The 19,540-nt window shown below is 39.0% G+C and carries 19 protein-coding genes; 9 read left to right on the top strand and 10 right to left on the bottom strand.

Features of this window, described 5'->3' with window-relative positions; all coding sequences use genetic code 11:
• Nucleotides 1-79: 79 nt before the first annotated feature.
• The 5 genes from fabF to FS875_RS01460 all read right to left on the bottom strand — a co-directional run bounded on the left by fabF (nucleotide 80) and on the right by FS875_RS01460 (nucleotide 4,311).
• Entirely contained in the window at nucleotides 80-1,342 is a 1,263-nt protein-coding gene (gene fabF, locus FS875_RS01480; protein ID WP_139413037.1) for a beta-ketoacyl-ACP synthase II, read from the bottom strand.
• Nucleotides 1,343-1,443: 101 nt separating this feature from the next.
• Complete coding sequence (locus FS875_RS01475) at nucleotides 1,444-1,680, bottom strand: acyl carrier protein (RefSeq protein ID WP_004860281.1); 237 nt, start codon at nucleotides 1,678-1,680, stop codon at nucleotides 1,444-1,446.
• 261 nt (nucleotides 1,681-1,941) lie between these two features.
• Nucleotides 1,942-2,679: a 3-oxoacyl-[acyl-carrier-protein] reductase gene (gene fabG / locus FS875_RS01470; RefSeq protein ID WP_144752044.1), complete on the bottom strand. Its 738-nt coding sequence runs from the start codon at nucleotides 2,677-2,679 to the stop codon at nucleotides 1,942-1,944.
• 21 nt (nucleotides 2,680-2,700) lie between these two features.
• Nucleotides 2,701-3,645, bottom strand: a complete 945-nt coding sequence (fabD, locus tag FS875_RS01465) for an ACP S-malonyltransferase (protein ID WP_144752041.1) — start codon at nucleotides 3,643-3,645, stop codon at nucleotides 2,701-2,703.
• 78 nt (nucleotides 3,646-3,723) lie between these two features.
• Nucleotides 3,724-4,311, bottom strand: a complete 588-nt coding sequence (locus FS875_RS01460) for an undecaprenyl-diphosphatase (RefSeq protein ID WP_144752038.1) — start codon at nucleotides 4,309-4,311, stop codon at nucleotides 3,724-3,726.
• Between the two features lie 345 nt (nucleotides 4,312-4,656).
• Between FS875_RS01460 and rpsF the strand changes: the two genes are divergently transcribed.
• The 9 genes from rpsF to FS875_RS01410 all read left to right on the top strand — a co-directional run bounded on the left by rpsF (nucleotide 4,657) and on the right by FS875_RS01410 (nucleotide 13,576).
• Nucleotides 4,657-5,064, top strand: coding sequence for a 30S ribosomal protein S6 (gene rpsF / locus FS875_RS01450; RefSeq protein ID WP_144752035.1), 408 nt, complete (start codon nucleotides 4,657-4,659; stop codon nucleotides 5,062-5,064).
• A complete protein-coding gene (gene rpsR / locus FS875_RS01445; protein ID WP_005773744.1) occupies nucleotides 5,064-5,312 on the top strand; it encodes a 30S ribosomal protein S18 in 249 nt (82 codons plus the stop codon). Before rpsF ends, rpsR begins: the two co-directional genes overlap by 1 nt.
• A 151-nt stretch (nucleotides 5,313-5,463) precedes the next feature.
• Nucleotides 5,464-6,444, top strand: a complete 981-nt coding sequence (locus FS875_RS01440) for a hypothetical protein (protein WP_144752032.1) — start codon at nucleotides 5,464-5,466, stop codon at nucleotides 6,442-6,444.
• A 25-nt stretch (nucleotides 6,445-6,469) separates the two neighbouring features.
• The gene (gene rplI, locus FS875_RS01435) at nucleotides 6,470-7,066 is read left to right on the top strand and encodes a 50S ribosomal protein L9 (RefSeq protein WP_144752029.1); all 597 of its coding nucleotides are present in this window, start codon (nucleotides 6,470-6,472) and stop codon (nucleotides 7,064-7,066) included.
• 593 nt (nucleotides 7,067-7,659) lie between these two features.
• Complete coding sequence (locus tag FS875_RS01430; protein ID WP_144752025.1) at nucleotides 7,660-9,150, top strand: replicative DNA helicase; 1,491 nt, start codon at nucleotides 7,660-7,662, stop codon at nucleotides 9,148-9,150.
• A 6-nt stretch (nucleotides 9,151-9,156) separates the two neighbouring features.
• Complete coding sequence (radA, locus tag FS875_RS01425; RefSeq protein ID WP_144752023.1) at nucleotides 9,157-10,554, top strand: DNA repair protein RadA; 1,398 nt, start codon at nucleotides 9,157-9,159, stop codon at nucleotides 10,552-10,554.
• Nucleotides 10,555-10,673: 119 nt separating this feature from the next.
• A complete protein-coding gene (locus FS875_RS01420) occupies nucleotides 10,674-11,255 on the top strand; it encodes a CvpA family protein (RefSeq protein WP_144752020.1) in 582 nt (193 codons plus the stop codon).
• Between the two features lie 78 nt (nucleotides 11,256-11,333).
• Nucleotides 11,334-12,824, top strand: coding sequence for an amidophosphoribosyltransferase (purF, locus tag FS875_RS01415; protein WP_144752218.1), 1,491 nt, complete (start codon nucleotides 11,334-11,336; stop codon nucleotides 12,822-12,824).
• A 2-nt stretch (nucleotides 12,825-12,826) separates the two neighbouring features.
• On the top strand, nucleotides 12,827-13,576 hold the full coding sequence (locus FS875_RS01410; RefSeq protein WP_144752215.1) for an SDR family NAD(P)-dependent oxidoreductase: 750 nt from the start codon (nucleotides 12,827-12,829) through the stop codon (nucleotides 13,574-13,576).
• Between the two features lie 69 nt (nucleotides 13,577-13,645).
• Here FS875_RS01410 and pssA read toward each other — a convergent pair whose 3' ends face one another.
• The 5 genes from pssA to cysS form a co-directional block, all read right to left on the bottom strand.
• Nucleotides 13,646-14,488, bottom strand: a complete 843-nt coding sequence (gene pssA / locus FS875_RS01405) for a CDP-diacylglycerol--serine O-phosphatidyltransferase (protein WP_144752017.1) — start codon at nucleotides 14,486-14,488, stop codon at nucleotides 13,646-13,648.
• 9 nt (nucleotides 14,489-14,497) lie between these two features.
• A complete protein-coding gene (locus FS875_RS01400) occupies nucleotides 14,498-15,196 on the bottom strand; it encodes a phosphatidylserine decarboxylase (RefSeq protein ID WP_144752014.1) in 699 nt (232 codons plus the stop codon).
• A 114-nt stretch (nucleotides 15,197-15,310) separates the two neighbouring features.
• On the bottom strand, nucleotides 15,311-17,194 hold the full coding sequence (locus FS875_RS01395; RefSeq protein WP_144752013.1) for an ABCB family ABC transporter ATP-binding protein/permease: 1,884 nt from the start codon (nucleotides 17,192-17,194) through the stop codon (nucleotides 15,311-15,313).
• Between the two features lie 107 nt (nucleotides 17,195-17,301).
• A complete protein-coding gene (locus FS875_RS01390) occupies nucleotides 17,302-17,973 on the bottom strand; it encodes a DUF421 domain-containing protein (RefSeq protein ID WP_144752212.1) in 672 nt (223 codons plus the stop codon).
• A gap of 43 nt (nucleotides 17,974-18,016) precedes the next feature.
• Nucleotides 18,017-19,525 (bottom strand): cysteine--tRNA ligase, encoded by a 1,509-nt coding sequence (cysS, locus tag FS875_RS01385; RefSeq protein WP_144752209.1) that lies wholly within the window; start codon nucleotides 19,523-19,525, stop codon nucleotides 18,017-18,019.
• Nucleotides 19,526-19,540 lie beyond the last annotated feature (15 nt).

The raw sequence follows: 19,540 nt of genomic DNA, 5'->3' as shown, positions 1-19,540 counted from the left end.
TAAGGACAATATTATAATTTTCCACACACCTTATAATAAAGGTAAAAATTCAAAAGCAGAAATTAAATGAAAATACTTATCATCCCCTAAAACGTCGCATCACCAACGATGCATTTGTCCCACCAAATCCAAAAGAATTGGAAAGAATCGTATCAATCTTTCGTTCACGTGGTTTATGCGGAACAAGATCGATTTTTGTTTCAATCGATGGATTGTCAAGATTAAGCGTCGCTGGTGCTATATTATCTCGTATAGCTAAAACACAAAAAATAGCCTCAGCAGCACCAGCTGCACCAAGCAAATGCCCAATAGAAGATTTCGTTGATGACATAGAAACTTGTGGTGCATAATTCCCTAAAACACGCTCAACAGCTGCTAGCTCTATGGAATCAGCCATCGTTGATGTCCCATGGGCGTTAATATAATCAAGTTCACTTACATTCACTTGCGCTCGCTTAAGAGCGGCCATCATACTCCGCTGAGCCCCTTCACCACTTTCTGCAGGCGCTGTAATGTGGTAAGCATCACCCGATAAACCATAACCGATAACCTCAGCATAAATACGCGCTCCTCGCCTTTTGGCATGCTCCAGCTCTTCTAAAACAACAACCGCCGCTCCCTCCCCCATCACAAAACCATCACGATCAGCATCATAAGGACGTGAGGCCCGTTCAGGTTCATCATTGCGACAAGTAGAAAGAGCTCTACAAGCAGAAAAGCCCGCAAGAGATATCCGATTTATCGGAGATTCGGTCCCCCCTGCCACCATAACATCTGCATCACCAAACATAATCAAACGCGCCGCATCACCAATCGCATGTGCTCCTGTCGAACAAGCTGTCACAACCGAATGATTAGGTCCCCGTAAACCATATTGAATAGACACATAACCAGAAGCAAGATTAATCAAACGACCTGGAATAAAAAAAGGAGAAACACGGCGCGGACCTTTATCACGAAGCGTATAACCTGCTTCAACAATGCCCTCAATCCCTCCAATTCCCGAACCAATTAATACCCCTGTACAAATCTGATCTTCATCACTCTTAGGAAACCATTCAGCATCTGTAAGTGCTTGATTAGCAGCAGCCATAGCATAAACAATAAATGCATCAACTTTTCGTTGCTCTTTAGGTTCCATATACAAATCAGCATTATAGGTCCCCTCTGTTCCATCGCCTAAGGGGATGCGCGCTGCAATTTGGCATGGCAAATCGGACACATCAAATTCAGTAATGCGCCGAACACCACTTCTTCCTTCAAGAAGCCGTTTCCAACTATATTCAATATTACCAGCCAGTGGAGATACCAATCCTAAACCAGTAACAACAACACGTCTCATAACTTCTAACCTTGGACTAAACTTCAGCTCTCAAAGCTCTCTCTTCAAAAGAACTCCGAAGAATACAGGCAAAAGCAATAAATGCCTTTGCCCTTTAATCATCATGCAGAAGCTTTATCAATGAACTTAACTGCATCACCAACTGTGAAAATCGTTTCAGCAGCTTCATCTGGAATTTCTACACCAAACTCTTCTTCAAAAGCCATAACGAGTTCAACTGTATCAAGGCTATCAGCCCCTAGATCATCGATAAAGCTCGCATTTTCTACGACTTTATCAGCATTAACTCCAAGATGTTCCACAATAATTTTTTTAACGCGCTCTACTGTATCACTCATGTTGAAATCCTCGAATTTATATTTTCCTATAATTTGGTTAACTATATCGGCTCATCTAATCAAGCAATAGATGTATTTCTTTAAAAGATTTTAGCAATGATTTAAAACATCCTGTGGATATCCCCTACAAAATGAACCAATCTGACATTCCGACATCAATTGATCAACGACCATGTTAAAGAAATAGTGCATCTTTCCATTTCAATCGTTACTATCTAAAATAATACAGCTTATAAATCAATGTGGAATACAAGAAAATACTTAAATCATTGCCATTCCACCATTAATATGCAGTGTCTGACCTGTCATATAGGCTGCTTCATCGCTCGCTAGATACACAGCAGCTGTGGCTATTTCTTGCCCGCTCCCCATACGCTTCATTGGAATCGCAGCCATAATGACTTCTTTTTGCTTTTCATTAAGCTTATCTGTCATGGCTGATTTAATAAATCCCGGAGCAATACAATTGACCGTAATGTTGCGTGAAGCAATTTCTTGTGCCAATGCTTTAGAAAAACCTATCAAGCCTGCTTTTGCAGCACAATAATTCGTCTGCCCAGGATTGCCCACAACACCAACAACAGATGTAATATTAATAATCCTGCCATAACGACGACGCATCATAAAATGCACTAATTCACGCGTCAAAAGAGAAGCTGCTGTTAGATTAACTTCTAAGACATCATCCCAGTCTTTATCTTGCATACGCACAAAAAGACCATCCCTCGTGATTCCCGCATTGTTAACCAAAATATCAACGCCATCCATTTCTTTTTCTGCAACTTCAGCCAATTGTTTAATCGATTGACGTTCAGAAAGATTAGCGGGAAATACAAAAACATTCTGTCCTAATTCTGCGGCCACTTCTTTAAGCTTATCTTCACGTGTTCCATGAAGTCCGACAATGGCTCCTCGTGCATGGAAACAACGTGCAATTGCCTCACCAATTCCTCCTGATGCCCCTGTTACAAGAGCTTTACGTCCTGTTAATCTAAACATTTTTTTTAACTCCTTCATAGATTAAACGCCAAGCATTCCTAGCGCTGATTCTATTTCATCAACTGTTTCAATCTTTATCCCCTTTATATCCTTGTTAATACGACGCGTTAAACCTGTTAATACTTTTCCAGAACCAACTTCAAAAAGCGTATCAACCCCATGAGAACCGATCCACTCTATTGTTTCACGCCACCGCACCCTCCCCGTTACTTGTTGAACAAGAAGTGTAGCAATGCGCTCAGGATCACTTTCTGGTGCAACAGAAACATTAGCAATCAAAGGAACAATAGGGGCTGCTTTGTTAACAGTCAAAAGCGCTTTCTTCATGGCATCCGCCGCAGGCTGCATTAAAGACGAATGAAAAGGTGCAGAAACCGGAAGAAGCAGTGCGCGTTTTGCACCTTTTGTTGATGCAATTTCTACCGCTGTCTCAACGGCTTTTACTTCACCTGAAATAACAATTTGCCCACCACCATTATCATTGGCAATCTGGCATAACCCTTCTACAGAAACAGTTTCACAAATTTCTTCCACAACGTTCTCTTCCAAACCAATAAGTGCTGCCATAGCGCCTTTACCAACTGGAATAGCGGCCTGCATGGCATTGCCACGAATGCGCAAAAGCCTTGCCGTATCTGTGAGACTGAATGTACCAGCAGCACAAAGAGCTGAATATTCACCTAAAGAATGACCGGCGACAAACTTTACCTTTGCTTCTATACGAAGTCCTAAATGTTCCATCACACGAATGACAGCCATGGATACAGCCATTAATGCTGGTTGTGCATTGGCTGTTAACGTTAAAACATCTGTTGGTCCTTCAAAAATAATCTCTGATAATTTTTCACCCAAAGCATCATCAACTTCCTCAAAAACCATTCGCGCCACACAAAATTGCTCTGCAAGCGCCTTTCCCATCCCAACAAGTTGACTCCCTTGCCCCGGAAAAATAAAAGCTGCACCCATTCATCGACTCCTAAAATTGTGCCATTAAATTACTTTCTTTTGACCTTATTCATCCGCAGAAAGTCAAGATAAAGTGCTTTATTTAGAACGAATATCTCTCTTAAAATTATATTTTAAGGGTGGAATTTGATATAAAAACTTAGGAAAATATGGAGCTATAAACTGAATAACCCCCAAACTTATAAGACTTCCTAAAATTGTGCCTGCTAAAATATCAAAGGGATAATGTACCCCCACAAAGATTCGTGCCCAACAGATCAAGCATAAAAATACCACAGCAAATTTAAAAGTACCTTTGTATTGGTAAAAATAAAAGCTTGCTGTATAAGATGCAATGGTCAAGGCATGATTACTAGGAAAAGAAGCTGTTGCACGATGTTTAATCAGTGGTGTCGTCAACCCTACAACGAATGGGCGTGGATGAAAATAAATGAGAGAAATGAGATAACCTATAAAAAGAGCAGTACAAATGCTCACGCAAATGCTTAGCACAACACATCGTTCCCTTTCCCCACCGCAAAACCACAACAGACAAAGATGAAGAGGAATAATGTAAATTAAAAACTTTGCACAAAAAATACTCAACAAAATTAAAATTGACCAAGACTGATGGTTGCCGGCAAACATCTTAAAGAGCGTAACATCAATCTGGTTTAAAAAATTCATTTTTTTCTCCTTTATCTATGTTTCAGCACTCTCTCTTTAATAGAAGAAGCAAATATACTGAAAATATATCAAGATTTAATAAATCCATTTTTTTTATGTATATAAACTTGCTATTTTGAAGGATAACCTGTAGATACGAGGTATTCGTTGCCGGCATTTAGCTGGAGGTTGAACGGAGGGCTGTAAAATATCAGTAGGAAATACAATGTTTCCGGCCTCCCGTGTCTCCGCTCTGAGATGTCTCAAATTGTAAACGCGTCCTTTCTTCTTTGGGTTTCCCAAAAAGACAAGTCGCAGAGGCTTTGCGCTAAAACCGGTGAGATTTAATTGAAGAAAGGCAAAACAATGGCTCTTTATGAACATATGTTCCTTGCCCGACAAGACATTGCACCGCAGCAAGTTGATGAACTTTTGAGCCTTTACAAAGGTGTCATTGAAACGTACGGTGGAAAAGTTGGGCGTACAGAAAATTGGGGACTTCGTCCTCTTGCTTATCGTATTCGTAAAAACCGTAAGGCTTATTATGTCTTGGTTAATATTGATGCACCAGCTGCTGCAATTGCTGAAATGGAGCGTCAGATGCGAATCAATGAAGATATTTTGCGCTATATGACCATTCGTGTAGAAAAACACGAAAAGGAAAAATCTGCAATGCTTTCACACCTTGATCGCAATACGCACGCTAGTCAGGATGAAGAGCGCTCTCGCTCCCCACGTCGTCAACGTGAAAATGCTATGGAAGAGGTAGAATGATGACTGATACGAATCAAAACTCTGCACGTCGCCCTTTTCATCGTCGTCGTAAAACATGTCCTTTTTCAGGGGCTAATGCGCCTAAAATTGATTATAAAGATATCAAATTATTACAACGTTATATTTCTGAACGTGGAAAAATTGTTCCTTCACGAATTACGGCTGTTAGTCAGAAAAAACAGCGTGAATTAGCTAATGCTATCAAACGTGCTCGCTTTTTAGGCTTACTTCCATACGTTATAAAATAAACGATCAAAACACTTTGCAACTGGAGAAATTCTTCAGTTGCTTTTCTTCTATGGTTTAGAAAAATAGCTTATTGTATCCTATGTTAAGCTATTAAATGTAAAAGTTGAGGGATCAACATGCCTCTAACTGCAGAAAGCAGGACAGCAATAAATGACAAAAAATCGTACTTATGAGATATTAACCGGTGTTTTGGCGGGATTGTTTGCTGTTGTGATAGGAATGGCAATTATTAGTGTTGCTAATATCGCTCCCTTTTTTTCTTTTTTTCTTGGCTGTTTTTTTTCATTGCCAATTTTTATTGTTGCATTCGGTCAAGGAACATTTGCCAGCTTCGTTGCCTTAATAAGTGCAACTGTTGTTCTTTTCATTGCCACGGATATCCATATTGCTCTTGGGCTTATGCTATTATTTTTTCTTCCTGCTGTTTATGCCTCTTGGCTTATTGGATTGGCACGACCAGCGCAAAAAGAAAACACGTTGATATGGTACCCATTATCATCCGTTATTTTTCATTTAACCAACTTTATTGCTCTTATAGTCACCTTCATCGGGCTCTATGTGAAAACCAGTCCAAACACCCCTCTCATTGCAAAAAAAGTCATTGAAAACATTGCACAAGCTCTACAACAATTGCCGTCATTACAAGAAGCTAATATGCTTAATTTTAGTGAATTTTTAATGGCACATGCTGCAACTTTAGCAGCTATTGCTCTGGTATTTTATAGTTTGATTTTTCTCATTGGTAATCTTTATTTTTCAATGATAACAGCCCAATATATGAAGTGGTTGAAAAGACCTCGAGATGACTGGAGCAAAACTCTTCGCCTTCCAATTTCTGGAATTGTTATTTTCATCCTCACCTCTATCGCATCAATGACTGAATTGAGCGATTCTCTCAATTTGGGTACATTTGTCTTTAGCTCTGCCTATACTGTCATCATATCAATTAGCGGTTTAGCCTATTTTCATAATATTACAAAAGGGGTTAGCGGTCGGGTTATTATACTTTCTCTTGTTTATATTGCTATTTTAACTGTCGTTTTTTTCCCACCTGTTTCTTTCATGATGCTTTTGATGGGTATTTGGGCTGCTATTCAATACAACTTTCAATCACACAAAAAACTTCCCTAAATTTATTTGTTCGAAAGGAAAAACTATGGATATTATTCTACTTGAGCGCATTCCTCGTCTTGGTCAGATGGGTGATATTGTCTCAGTGAAAGATGGTTATGCACGTAATTTTCTCTTACCTCAAGGGAAAGCTTTACGCGCAAATGACGCAAATAAAAAATATTTTGAGATCCAACGTGCACAACTTGAGGCACGTAATCTTGAACGCAAAAGTGAAGCACAAAAAATTGCTGAAAAACTTGATGGCCAATCATTTATTGCTGTTCGTTCTGCTGGTGAAACAGGACAACTTTATGGATCTGTGTCAACGCGTGATATTGCTGAAATCATAACAGATGAAGGATTTTCTATTGGGCGAAATCAAATTGAACTTAATCATCCAATAAAAATGATCGGTCTTCATACGATTACTCTTAGCCTCCATCCTGAAGTTCAAATTTCTGTGATTATTAATGTTGCACGTTCTACTAGTGAAGCTCAACGCCAAGCAGAAGGTGAAACGCTTACTTCTTCTGAAAAAATAGATGATATTAAAGAAGAAATATTAGAAGAAAATCAGGAAGAATTATTGGCAGAAGAAATTAATGATAACGATATAAACAGTTCTCATCAAGAAGCTTAATTGCTCCTTTTTCTTTCTGTTTTATCTCTTTGATTATATTTAAAATATTGCTCATAAAATACTCATGCCTTAAAGCTGAGTATTTTATGGTTTTTATATGTAAAAAATCTAATTTTTATGAAAAATTAGAAATATATTATATAAGAACATCCCATACCAGAAATGATAACAGCAATAAGGAGAAATGCTTTTGCTTCTCCAGCATAAAAGCAAAAAATAATTTAAAGCTCCACTCTTAAGAGTGAATTTTGTATGAGTGGTAAGTTAATGATATCTTCACGTGATCTGATTTTAATTATAAAATGCCATTCCACCCACACCGGTATTAGAATTGTAAGATCACATAACTTCAAAATACTTAAATTTAGAGTACCGAAACTTCCACTTAAAAAATCACATATTATAAAAGTAGAATATACGGAACGCGTGTTATATTAATAACACACAAATGATAAATGAATAATTAGAAAAGAGTTTTTAAAAATTATATGATTTTAACTTAAAATGAAGCTTTGTAGCTCTATTCTTCTAATGTACGATTTTAAATTTATCGCTTAAAGTCGCTAGACTTGGAATTTTAGTGGGAAAAATTTATGGAAGAAACTAGCGTTGTTAATATCAGCTCTTCGAAAAAAGAAGATTCTTCTTCTTTTCGTCAACTTCCGCATAATATTGAAGCTGAACAAGCATTACTTGGTGCCATCTTTATCAACAATGATTCTCTGGACCGCGTTTCGGATTTTCTAAAACCAGAACATTTTTTTGAACCATTGCATCAAGAGATTTATGCTGTTTTATCTCAACTTATAAAAACAGGCAAACATGTAGATCCGGTTACAATCAAACCCCATATCCAAATGGAAAAGAAAATTGGAGATCTTACTGTATACCAATATGTTGTTCGCTTGTCTAAAGAGGCCATCACCATTATTAACGCTGAAGATTATGGACGCGTTATTTACGACCTTTTTATCCGTCGTTCTCTGATTAATCTTGGAACTCAAGTCGTCAATACAGCCTTTGATGCTCCTGTAGAGCTTACGCCTACCCAACAAATTGAAACTGTTGAAAATCAGTTATTTGAGCTCGCAGAAAAAGGAAAATATGGAGGCGGATTTGAGAACTTTAATGTGGCTGTCAAAAAAGCACTCGATATGGCAAGTGCTGCGAAGCAGCGTTCTTCGCAATTATCAGGGATAGCTACCCATATTAAAACACTTGATGAAAAAATGGGGGGATTACAAGCATCTGACCTCATTATCCTCGCAGGACGCCCTGGTATGGGGAAAACCTCACTGGCTACCAATATTGCCTTTAATATTGCCAGTGCTTATAATCATAATGGTAATACGCAAGAAAATGAAGGCGGTATTGTAGGATTCTTCTCCCTTGAAATGTCCTCAGAACAGCTTGCGACACGTATTATTTCTGAACAAACAGAAGTCTCTTCTTCTGATATTCGACGGGGGAACATTTCAGATGAACAATTTTCAAAAATTATTCGTGCGGTAAACCAACTCCAAAAGGCCCCCCTTTATATTGATCAAACTGGAGGAATATCAATTACACAACTGGCGGCTCGCGCGCGGCGTCTTAAGCGACAACATGGTTTAGATGTCTTGTTTATTGATTATATCCAACTCATGACAAGCAGTTCAAAACGTTCATCAGAAAATCGTGTTCAAGAAATCACAGAAATTACCACAGGATTAAAAGCATTAGCGAAAGAATTGAATGTTCCTATTATCGCTCTGTCACAACTTTCGCGCCAAGTCGAAAACAGAACAGATAAACGACCACAACTCTCCGATTTACGTGAATCTGGTTCTATCGAGCAAGATGCCGACATCGTTCTATTTGTTTATCGTGAAGAATATTATTTCAAAAATGAAGAACCTAAACTGGGTACTCTTGAACATACAAAATGGCAAGATGAAATGGATAAAATTATGGGGAAAGCTGATGTTATTGTGGCAAAACAGCGTCATGGCCCCACAGGAATCGTATCCCTTGCCTTTCAATCTGACTTTACACGCTTTAGTGATCTGGCAGATAGCAATTATCTTCCAGAACAAATTGGTTAAGTTATCATGGCACGCAGCCGTATTCAATTTATCTGTCAAAATTGTGGAACCGTCCATTCCCGTTGGGCAGGGAAATGTAGCGCCTGTGGAGAATGGAATTCCCTTATTGAAGAAAATATAAATGGCGGCATAGGAAGTGGTCCTAAACAGAATGCTCGTAAAGGACGCATCGTCGCCCTTACATCTCTTTCTGGAGATATCCAAGATGCTCCACGTATTCATTCTGGTATTGCTGAACTTGATCGTGTTACTGGTGGGGGATTTGTCCGTGGATCAGCACTCCTTGTTGGTGGAGATCCAGGTATTGGAAAATCAACATTGCTTACACAAACAGCAGCTGCTTTATCACGCAAAGGACATCATGTTATCTATGTCTCAGGTGAAGAGGCTATTGCGCAAATTTGTTTGCGTGCACAAAGGCTTGGCGCTCATAATACAGAGGTAAAACTTGCTGCTGAAACCAATGTTGAAGATATTCTTGCAACCTTAAGCGAGCATAAAAACCTCGATATGGTCATTATCGATTCGATTCAAACCTTATGGTCAGATACAGCAGATTCAGCACCTGGTACCGTCACACAAGTGCGTATTGGTGCTCAAGCAATGATCCGCTTTGCCAAAAAAACGGGAGCCGCTGTTGTTCTTGTTGGTCATGTAACAAAAGATGGGCAAATTGCTGGCCCGCGGGTCGTTGAACATATGGTTGATGGTGTTCTCTATTTTGAGGGTGAAGGAGGACACCATTATCGCATTCTTAGAACTGTAAAAAATCGTTTCGGACCAACGGATGAAATTGGTGTTTTTGAAATGTCTGATAAAGGATTACGGGAAGTAATCAATCCATCTGAATTGTTTTTAGGAGAACGCAATGAAAAAGCACCAGGTGCAGCTGTTTTTGCAGGTATGGAAGGAACACGACCGATATTGGTAGAAATTCAAGCGCTTGTTGCTCCTTCTTCTCTTGGAACACCAAGACGTGCGGTTGTCGGATGGGATGGAAATCGTCTTTCTATGATTCTCGCCGTTTTAGAAGCCCATTGTGGCATTCGTTTTGGACAGCATGATGTCTATCTGAATGTGGCGGGGGGATATCGTATATCAGAACCCGCTGCTGATTTAGCTGTAGCCGCTGCTTTGGTCTCTTCTCTTGCCAATATCCCTTTGCCAACGGATTATGTATATTTTGGTGAAGTTAGTCTTTCAGGAGCTACTCGTGCTGTTGCACATTCGGCACAACGCATCAATGAAGCAAAAAAACTCGGATTTCAGGGGGCATTTCATCCCACAACAACAACCGAAATGATGAAGTCACTCAATTTTCAGCAAAAAACTTTCTCCGACCTTCCCGAACTCGTTGCCACTCTTACCGCAAGTAAAAAATGGTCTACACCACGGGAAAGATAATATAGAAAAAACGCTATAAAATACAAAATATCCTTGCTATAAGAATAAAAAATGACCTAACAAAAATATATTTGCACACAGATTTAAAGAACACAACTTTATGTATAAGGAACAAACAAATGATCATAACAATCCTTGATGGAATTGTCGTAGTCATCATCCTGTTGTCCGCTTTTCTTGCTATGCTTCGAGGATTTTCACGTGAAGTGTTATCGTTGATTTCTTGGGCAATCGCAGCTGTTACGACACTGTTTTTATTCAAACCTGTCTTGCCTTTCTTTGAACAATATTTCTCTAATAAAATGATTGCATTGATCACAACATTGGTTACAATTTTTATTATTGTTCTTATCATTACTTCGATTATTACAATGAAGATCTCCGATTTTATTATTGATAGCCGAATTGGTATCCTTGACCGTACTATTGGTTTTATTTTTGGAGCACTTCGCGGTTTACTGATTATGGTCATCGGTATGTTGCTGATTAATGCACTTATTAAACCCGAGCACCAAGCAGACTGGTTAAAAAATGCCAAAACAAGACCTATTTTAGATTCGCTGGGACAAAAAGTTTGGGAAATACTCCCAAAAGATCTTGGATCTGTTCTCGAAAAGGCAGAAAATTTGTTTAAAGACAGCGATAAACATACAGATAAGCAACCCCCTCATGAAAAAACACTTCTCAAAAATACAGAATAACTTTTCATAAGGAAAGAGAACTCAATGATGTAAAATGTGATATGGATGATTCCTCTCTATCACAACTGAAAGGATATGATGATAAAAAGCGATATTTCTTGTCAAAAATTTTCATTAGATGATGATACCCTTCATGAAGAATGCGGGGTTTTTGGCATTCTTGGGCATGAAGATGCAGCAACATTAACTGCTCTTGGACTCCACGCACTTCAGCATCGTGGGCAAGAAGCAGCTGGTATTGTTTCTTACCATAATAAAATGTTTCATCAAGAGAAGCATTTAGGTCTTGTTGGTGATCACTATACAAATCCTGCAACACTTGCGCGCTTACCAGGAAATCGCGCAATTGGACATACGCGTTATTCAACAACTGGAGAAGTGGCATTACGCAACGTTCAACCCCTTTTTGCTGAATTGAAAGTTGGAGGTATTGCTATTGCACATAATGGTAATCTTACCAATGGTCTGACATTGCGCCGTAAACTCATCGCTTCTGGTGCTATCTGTCAATCAACATCAGATTCAGAAGTTTTTCTCCATCTTATTGCTCGCTCACGTTATGAATCTTCCTCTGATCGTTTTGTTGATGCAATTCGGCAAGTAGAAGGAGGATATGCTATGTTAGCACTCACACGGACAAAGCTTATTGCAGCACGCGATCCAACCGGAATTAGACCTCTCGTGATGGGAGAACTTGATGGTAAGCCTATCTTTTGTTCTGAAACTTGCGCCCTTGATATTATTGGAGCAAAATATGTCCGTGATGTTAAAAATGGAGAAATCATCATATGTGAAATACAAAAAAATGGGGAAATTACGAAAAAAATTATACAACCAGAAAATGCAAAACCAGAAAAAATTTGCTTATTTGAATATGTTTATTTTTCTCGTCCGGACTCAATTGTTGGAGGGCGGAGTGTTTATACAACACGCAAAAATATGGGAATCCGTTTAGCACAAGAAGCCCCTTGTGAGGGTGATGTTGTGGTTCCGGTTCCAGATGGTGGAACACCTGCTGCAATTGGCTATGCACAAGAAATTGGAATTCCCTTCGAGCTTGGTATTATTCGCAATCACTATGTTGGCCGCACTTTTATCGAACCAACACAACAAATTCGTGCTTTTGGCGTCAAGTTAAAACATTCGGCAAACCGTCCAGTGATTGAAGGAAAACGTGTTATTCTGATTGATGACTCTATTGTACGGGGAACAACATCCCTTAAAATTGTACGAATGCTTCGCGATGCAGGAGCAAAGGAAGTTCATATGCGCGTCTCTAGCCCTATGATTTTCTATCCTGACTTTTATGGTATTGATACACCTAAAGCTGAAAGTCTTTTAGCAAACCAATATCCAGATTTAAAATCTATGTGTGATTTTATTGGGGCAGACTCTTTAGAATTTCTTTCGACGGACGGATTATATCTTGCTGTAGCAGGGGAAAAACGAAATAACGCCGATCCACAATTTACTGACCATTATTTTACTGGATATTATCCTACACACCTGGTTGATCAAGAAAATCTCTCCAAAATTCATCAATCATCTGTTCTTAAGACAAGAGATTAATGATGATAAAACATGACTTTAGTCTCCATGGACGCGTTGCACTTGTTACTGGCGCATCAAGAGGGATTGGCTATTATTTAGCACTCGAGCTTGCTGCACGCGGTGCTCATATTATTGCTCTTGCACGAACAGTCAGTGGACTTACTGAATTGGATAATCAAATCCGAAAAAAAGGGGCTCTTGCTACCCTCGTTCCGCTCGATTTACATCATATGGAAAACATTGATGTTCTCGCACTCTCAATTGCCAATCGCTGGAAAAAACTGGATATTGTCGTTGCAAATGCAGGAATCCTTGGAACACTTTCACCAATAGCGCATATAGAAAACATGGTCTTTGAAGATGTCTTTCAAATAAATCTTTTTAGCCAATGGCGCTTAATAAAAGCCGTTGAGCCTTTATTACGTGAATCTGATGCTGGACGTGCTATCCTGTTATCCTCAAGCGTTGCGCATGTTGCACGCCCGTTCTGGGGGGCTTATGCAGCCTCTAAAGCAGCTTTAGAAATGATTGCCCGCTGTTGGGCAGAAGAACTCAAACAAACCCCTATCAAGATTAATTGTGTCAATCCTGGAGCCACACGCACTGCTATGCGTGCTGAAGCTATGCCTGGTGAAGATCCAGAAACACTCCCCTCACCACAAGAGGTTGCAAAAAAAATAGTCCATTTGCTCTCACCTGATTTAAAGGAAACTGGAAAACTCTTTAATGTCCGTGAAAATCGGTTTGTGGATTATTATGCCCCTCATTGATCATCATCTGAAATGGAAATAGACGAATCTCTCTCTTTCCTGCGCTTCTCAACAGCAGCATAAAGCAGTTTATGATTCTTGAATAGCTTTTTTAGTATTCGCCTTTTTTTCTTCTAAGGCAGCCCGTTTATTATAAGCGATAAAACTACAGGGGAGAAAAATCATATAGCTAATCGCTGTAATCAATAAAGTTTTCCATGTGTAAGTCGCAAGAAAACCAACATAAATAACAATGACCAACATGCAAGGTATAACGATATCACGCCTCAAGTTTTGATCAATTGTCTTTGCATTCCACACTGGTAAACGACTAATCAAAAGAAAAGCAATAATGACTGTATAAAGACTAAAAAACAATGCCCACCCCCAATTGGGGACCAAACCAAGAGCACCTAAATAGGTAGGCAATAAAAGGAGTAACGCTCCTGCAGGTGCAGGAACACCAACAAAATAACTTTTCTGCCATTGTGGGATATCAGCATTATCTAACATCACATTAAAACGCGCTAATCGCAAACAACAAGCAACACAATAAACAAGAGCTGCAACCCAACCAATGTGGTGTGCTTGATTCAAAATAAAGGAATAAACAATAAGCGCAGGAGTAACACCAAAATTGACAATATCAGCAAGAGAGTCCATCTGTGCCCCGAAAGGTGAACTACCATCTATTAAACGCGCAATGCGACCATCAGCACCATCTAGAACTGCAGCCAAAAGTACCATTAAAATAGCAGCTTCATAGCGATTTTCAAAAGCCAAGCGGATACTGCTCATACCGGCGCAAATTGCTAAAATAGTAATGATATTGGGAATAACATAGCGCATTGATGTAGGTGAACGTCGCCGATTTGCAATATCATCATGCTGCCCCTCAGGATTGAATGAAGAAAATGGCGAAAAATTTTTCATTATGTCGTCCTAATCGTATCTGAAGTCCGTTGTAGCACTCTTATCATCAAAAGACCCTAAAACTGTCTCTCCAGCAATGGCTATCTGCCCAACAGCAACACGCAATTTTATTTCAGTTGGTATATAAATATCAAGGCGAGAACCAAAACGAATCAACCCAAATCGCTCTCCCATAATAACAGTATCATTTTCTTTTGACCAACAAACAATCCGACGGGCAAACATCCCCGCTATTTGTACAATAGCAATTTTACCATGCTTGCTCTCAATGAGCATTCCATTCCGCTCATTAAACTGACTAGCCTTATCAAACTCCGCATTGGTAAATCGACCTGGATGATAAACGATAGACTCTACTGTACCACTGATAGGAATACGGTTGATATGACATGAAAAAACGTCCATAAAAATAGAAATACGGACCATTTCATCTTTCCCTAAGCCTAATTCTTCAGGTGGAACACATGATTCTACAAATGAAATACGCCCATCTGCAGGCGAGATAACCCAATTTGGATTTAAAGGGATCACACGATCTGGATCACGAAAAAAGTATATACACCACACCGTGAGAACAAGTCCACACCAAAACAACGGACTCCATATCCAACCAAGAATGAGCGAAATAACAAAAAATGCTACAATAAAAGGATAGCCTTCTTTATGAATCGAGACAAAGCTATTGTGGACAGATTGTAGAATACTCATATCATTTCCTATTCGTCGTAAACTTAAAACAAGCAATAAATCTTTTTGTTCCTCTTGCTTTTATGTATTTAATCAATCGCTCCATATAAAGATATAGATTACATTTTGCCCACTTTATTTTTTACGACTAACAATACCCGTCTCGTCTTGTTCACGCATTTTACGTAACTTTTCTTCAGCTTGCGATGCTTCAAGCTGCTTATTCCACATTGAAGCATATAAACCTTTCTTTCGTAAGAGCTCTGTATGCGTCCCATTTTCAATAATACGGCCACTTTTAAGAACCAAAATTTCATCAGCATTGATAACCGTAGAAAGACGATGTGCAATAATCAATGTTGTGCGTCCACGGCTTACAATGTCTAATGCTTGTTGAATTTCTTGTTCCGTTGCCGTATCAAGAGCTGCTGTTGCTTCATCTAGAATAAGAAGTGGGGGAGCTTTTAAGAGTGTCCGTGCAATAGCCACACGTTGTTTTTCACCCCCTGATAATTTGAGACCACGCTCTCCTACCATAGACTGAAAACCTTCCGGTAATATCTCAATAAATTTTGATATTTGTGCCATTTCAGCAGCTTTATACATCTCTTCATCTGTCGCACTTGGACGCCCATAGCGAATATTATAGGCAATTGTATCATTAAATAGCACCGTATCTTGTGGGACCATGCCGATCGCTTCACGCAAACTTTTTTGTGTTATGTCACGAATATCTTGCCCATCAATTGTGATAGAGCCTGCATCAACATCATAAAACCGAAAAAGTAATCGAGAAATAGTTGATTTACCTGCACCCGATGGACCGACAATGGCAACCGTTTTTCCTCCAGGAACTTCAAAATCAATATCTCTGAGAATCTGACGTGTCGAATCATAAGAAAACTTTACCTGATGAAAACGAATGGTCCCATCGCTTATCTCTAACGGTTTAGCATCCGATTTATCGACGATCTCCTGCTGGACATCTAAAAGATCAAACATCGCTTCAATATCTGTTAAACCTTGTCGAACATCACGATAAATTGAACCAATAAAATTCAGTGGAATGGAAAGTTGCATTAAAAGGGCATTAATAAAAACAAAGTCCCCTAAAGTTTGTGTCTTATAAAAAACTTCATAAGCTGACATCAGCATCATGATCGTCATTCCAATACCAAAGATAAGAGCCTGACCAAAATTAAGCCAGCTTAATGATGTCCAAATCTTTGTTGCGGCTTTTTCATAACCTGCCATAGAACTATCAAAACGATCGGCTTCTAGAGTTTCATTGCCAAAATATTTAACCGTTTCAAAATTTAAAAGAGAATCAACCGCGCGCGTATTTGCCTCAGTATCTGCCGTATTCATTTGTTGCCGAATACGAATACGCCAATCACTCGCCTTAATGGTAAAAAAGCTATATAAAAAAACCGTTACAACGACAATGAGAAGATAATGCCATCCATAGTTGATGTAAAATACAAGGGCCGTTAATATAAACTCTAAAACTGTCGGTACAGTATTGAGAATTGAAAATCTTACGATCGCTTCAATTCCTTTTGTCCCACGCTCAATCACGCGAGAAAGCCCACCAGTTCGGCGCTCTAAATGAAATCGTAAAGATAACTCATGAATATGGACAAAGGTTTTATAAGCGAGTTGACGAATAGCGTGTTGACCAACGGTTGCAAAAAGGGAATCGCGCAGTTGATTTAATCCAGCCTGCACAATACGGGCGATATTGTACGCCAAAACAAGCATGATAGGAATAATCAAACTGGACGGGAACCATTCAGGGAGCTGAAAGCTTGTATCAAGCACATTCGTAGAATATTTAAAGAAATACGGCACAGATATAAGAACGAGCTTAGACAAAATAAGATAAAATATTGCCCATAGTACACGTATTTTTAGATCACGCCGGTCCGCCGGCCACATATAAGGCCATAAATTGTAAAGTGTGTGCAGAGTTTTCCCTGTATCAGATGATACAGTTTTTGTCATTTCATTGCGTTTCATAAAGCCCTTACTTCTCTATCACCTACACGAAGAAGGCAAAACACCCCCCTGTGGTTGTTTATAAGTTTCTTACGCTTTTCAATAAGCTACCTACTCATTGTTTGAGGTTAGACTTTTTTTGAAAAAGGAACAAGAAATAATCCACAACACAGTTTATTATTTTGATCTGTATTCTCATACCATTCTGCTGCAAATAAATTTTCAACTTTTACATGCTTTTTTTTCAATTCTGCCTGAAGCCACTTTTTTGTCTTACCAATCTCTTTAAGACCATCATCAATAACTTCACCGTTTTCTACGACAATCGTCGATTTTTTCCCCTCTTCTTTTTTAATAACAGTACAATCACCATTGGTTTCCAAACGCACAAAAGCAGCTTCATGTAAGTGACACCCTTTAAGACGTAACATCGCAATAAGATCATTAACATTGATCCTCAAGTTTTTAATCTTATCCATTTGAAAGACCCCATCTAAAACCAATGTGACATTTCGCCCTGCAATAAGGCGACGAAAAAAAACTGAATAGCGTGCAAAAAAATTAAAAGAGGTAATCAAGGCTTGCCAAATCAGTAGAACAAGCAATAATTGAATGCTGCTAATATTCTGATTATAAATGACTCCTCCAATAATACCTCCCATAACAAAATTGCTGACTAGATCAACAGGTGTCATCTGACTAAGGCTTCCACGACCCGTCGTTCTTAGAATAAATAAGAAGGCAACAAGACCTACAGCCAGCTTAAGCGCGATATATCCATAGTGATATAAAAGTTCCATCATATTCTCCCTTTAATTTATGAGAACTGCTGGAATAGGGAAATTAAAATCGTTTTATTTCCCACACAGTTATGCGCTCACCACTCTGCGGATCCTTACTATCTTTTAAAAGAACCCCCTCAGCTGCAAGCTCATCACGAATTGTATCCGCAGCTTCCCACTCTTTATTATGGATAAGCCGCAATCTTTCGGCAATGCGCTGATCAATAAATTTTGAATCAAGAGATGTTTTTTTTACAAATAATGGACAGTTTATTTCTTTAGCCCATTCTTGTCGTAATAATCCTAATAAATTCATGCCATGAGCAAGAGCCAAAGCATTCCCTGTTTTATAAAATTTTCGCAAAAGAGTGAATGCTTTTGGCGTATTAAGATCATCACTAAGGGAATCTATCAAAGTATCATCAATCGCTTCATTGTTTTCCATCATATTCTTTTTACTGCGAAGCAATTCATACCAACGATACAGTTCACTGCTTGATTGCATTAAACGCTGCGCTGTCCAATTTAATGGTTCACGATAATGCGTTTGGAGCATCGAAAAACGAGCAGACAAACCCGCCCAATTTTGCTTCATTTCATCGGCTAAAACACCGTTAAATTCTAAAAAATTATCCTCTAAAATAGAACGAATGGTTATGAAATTGCCAAAACTTTTCGACATCTTTTTGCCTTCAACTTGTAAAAAGCCGTTATGCATCCAAAAATTAGCCATTCGTTCTGTCCCAAAAGCGGAACAACTTTGCGCAATCTCATTTTCATGGTGAGGAAAAATTAAATCAAGTCCACCACCATGAATATCAAAAATATTTGCTGTTGGATCATCACAAGTTAAACCACCACCATAAGGCGCTAATAACTTTGCCATTGACATGGCGGAACACTCAATATGCCAACCTGGACGACCTAAAACAGGAATTCCGCCCGGCGATTCCCAACCTGGCTCTCCTTCCACAGAAGGCTTCCATAAAACAAAATCCATCTCCTCGCGCTTATAAGCAGCAACATCGATGCGCGCCCCTGCCCTCATTTCATCTAAAGAACGATTTGAAAATGCCCCATAATGGGGAGGATTTTTGATACTCTTTATAGAAAATAATATATGATTTTCCGCTTTATAAGCGTGACCCTTTTCAAGCAATCTTTCGATGAGAACGCGCATCTCCTCTAAATGCTCGGTTGCGCGTGGCTGGCTGGTTGGCAATAGACAACCAAGCGCTATTGTATCTTGTTGAAACTGAGAATATGTGCGTTCTGTTAATTGACGAATAGCATTATTTAATGACAAGTTGGGATATTCGTGGGCGGCGCGTGCATTAATTTTATCATCGACATCTGTAATATTACGCGCATAAAGAACATGATCTTCGCCATAAACATGACGCAATAAGCGAAATAAAACATCAAAAACAATGACAGGACGTGCATTTCCTATATGCGCATAATCATAAACTGTTGGACCACAAACATAAAGACGTACTTTTGTCGGATCTATTGGTGTAAAATTTTCTTTTTTACGTGTCAGCGTATTATAAAATCGCAACTCTTTCATCATTATACTCCGTAA

This window comes from Bartonella saheliensis, assembly GCF_902162175.1.
The sequence above is the reverse complement of the archived record's forward strand: the minus strand, read 5'-3'. Positions and strand labels throughout refer to the sequence as shown.

Coding starts and splice junctions, on each gene's coding strand:
- fabF (WP_139413037.1), bottom strand. CDS start 1,342: ATGAGACGTGTTGTTGTTACTGGTTTAGGATTGGTATCTCCACTGGCT.
- FS875_RS01475 (WP_004860281.1), bottom strand. CDS start 1,680: ATGAGTGATACAGTAGAGCGCGTTAAAAAAATTATTGTGGAACATCTT.
- fabG (WP_144752044.1), bottom strand. CDS start 2,679: ATGTTTAGATTAACAGGACGTAAAGCTCTTGTAACAGGGGCATCAGGA.
- fabD (WP_144752041.1), bottom strand. CDS start 3,645: ATGGGTGCAGCTTTTATTTTTCCGGGGCAAGGGAGTCAACTTGTTGGG.
- FS875_RS01460 (WP_144752038.1), bottom strand. CDS start 4,311: ATGAATTTTTTAAACCAGATTGATGTTACGCTCTTTAAGATGTTTGCC.
- rpsF (WP_144752035.1), top strand. CDS start 4,657: ATGGCTCTTTATGAACATATGTTCCTTGCCCGACAAGACATTGCACCG.
- rpsR (WP_005773744.1), top strand. CDS start 5,064: ATGACTGATACGAATCAAAACTCTGCACGTCGCCCTTTTCATCGTCGT.
- FS875_RS01440 (WP_144752032.1), top strand. CDS start 5,464: ATGACAAAAAATCGTACTTATGAGATATTAACCGGTGTTTTGGCGGGA.
- rplI (WP_144752029.1), top strand. CDS start 6,470: ATGGATATTATTCTACTTGAGCGCATTCCTCGTCTTGGTCAGATGGGT.
- FS875_RS01430 (WP_144752025.1), top strand. CDS start 7,660: ATGGAAGAAACTAGCGTTGTTAATATCAGCTCTTCGAAAAAAGAAGAT.
- radA (WP_144752023.1), top strand. CDS start 9,157: ATGGCACGCAGCCGTATTCAATTTATCTGTCAAAATTGTGGAACCGTC.
- FS875_RS01420 (WP_144752020.1), top strand. CDS start 10,674: ATGATCATAACAATCCTTGATGGAATTGTCGTAGTCATCATCCTGTTG.
- purF (WP_144752218.1), top strand. CDS start 11,334: ATGATAAAAAGCGATATTTCTTGTCAAAAATTTTCATTAGATGATGAT.
- FS875_RS01410 (WP_144752215.1), top strand. CDS start 12,827: ATGATAAAACATGACTTTAGTCTCCATGGACGCGTTGCACTTGTTACT.
- pssA (WP_144752017.1), bottom strand. CDS start 14,488: ATGAAAAATTTTTCGCCATTTTCTTCATTCAATCCTGAGGGGCAGCAT.
- FS875_RS01400 (WP_144752014.1), bottom strand. CDS start 15,196: ATGAGTATTCTACAATCTGTCCACAATAGCTTTGTCTCGATTCATAAA.
- FS875_RS01395 (WP_144752013.1), bottom strand. CDS start 17,194: ATGAAACGCAATGAAATGACAAAAACTGTATCATCTGATACAGGGAAA.
- FS875_RS01390 (WP_144752212.1), bottom strand. CDS start 17,973: ATGGAACTTTTATATCACTATGGATATATCGCGCTTAAGCTGGCTGTA.
- cysS (WP_144752209.1), bottom strand. CDS start 19,525: ATGAAAGAGTTGCGATTTTATAATACGCTGACACGTAAAAAAGAAAAT.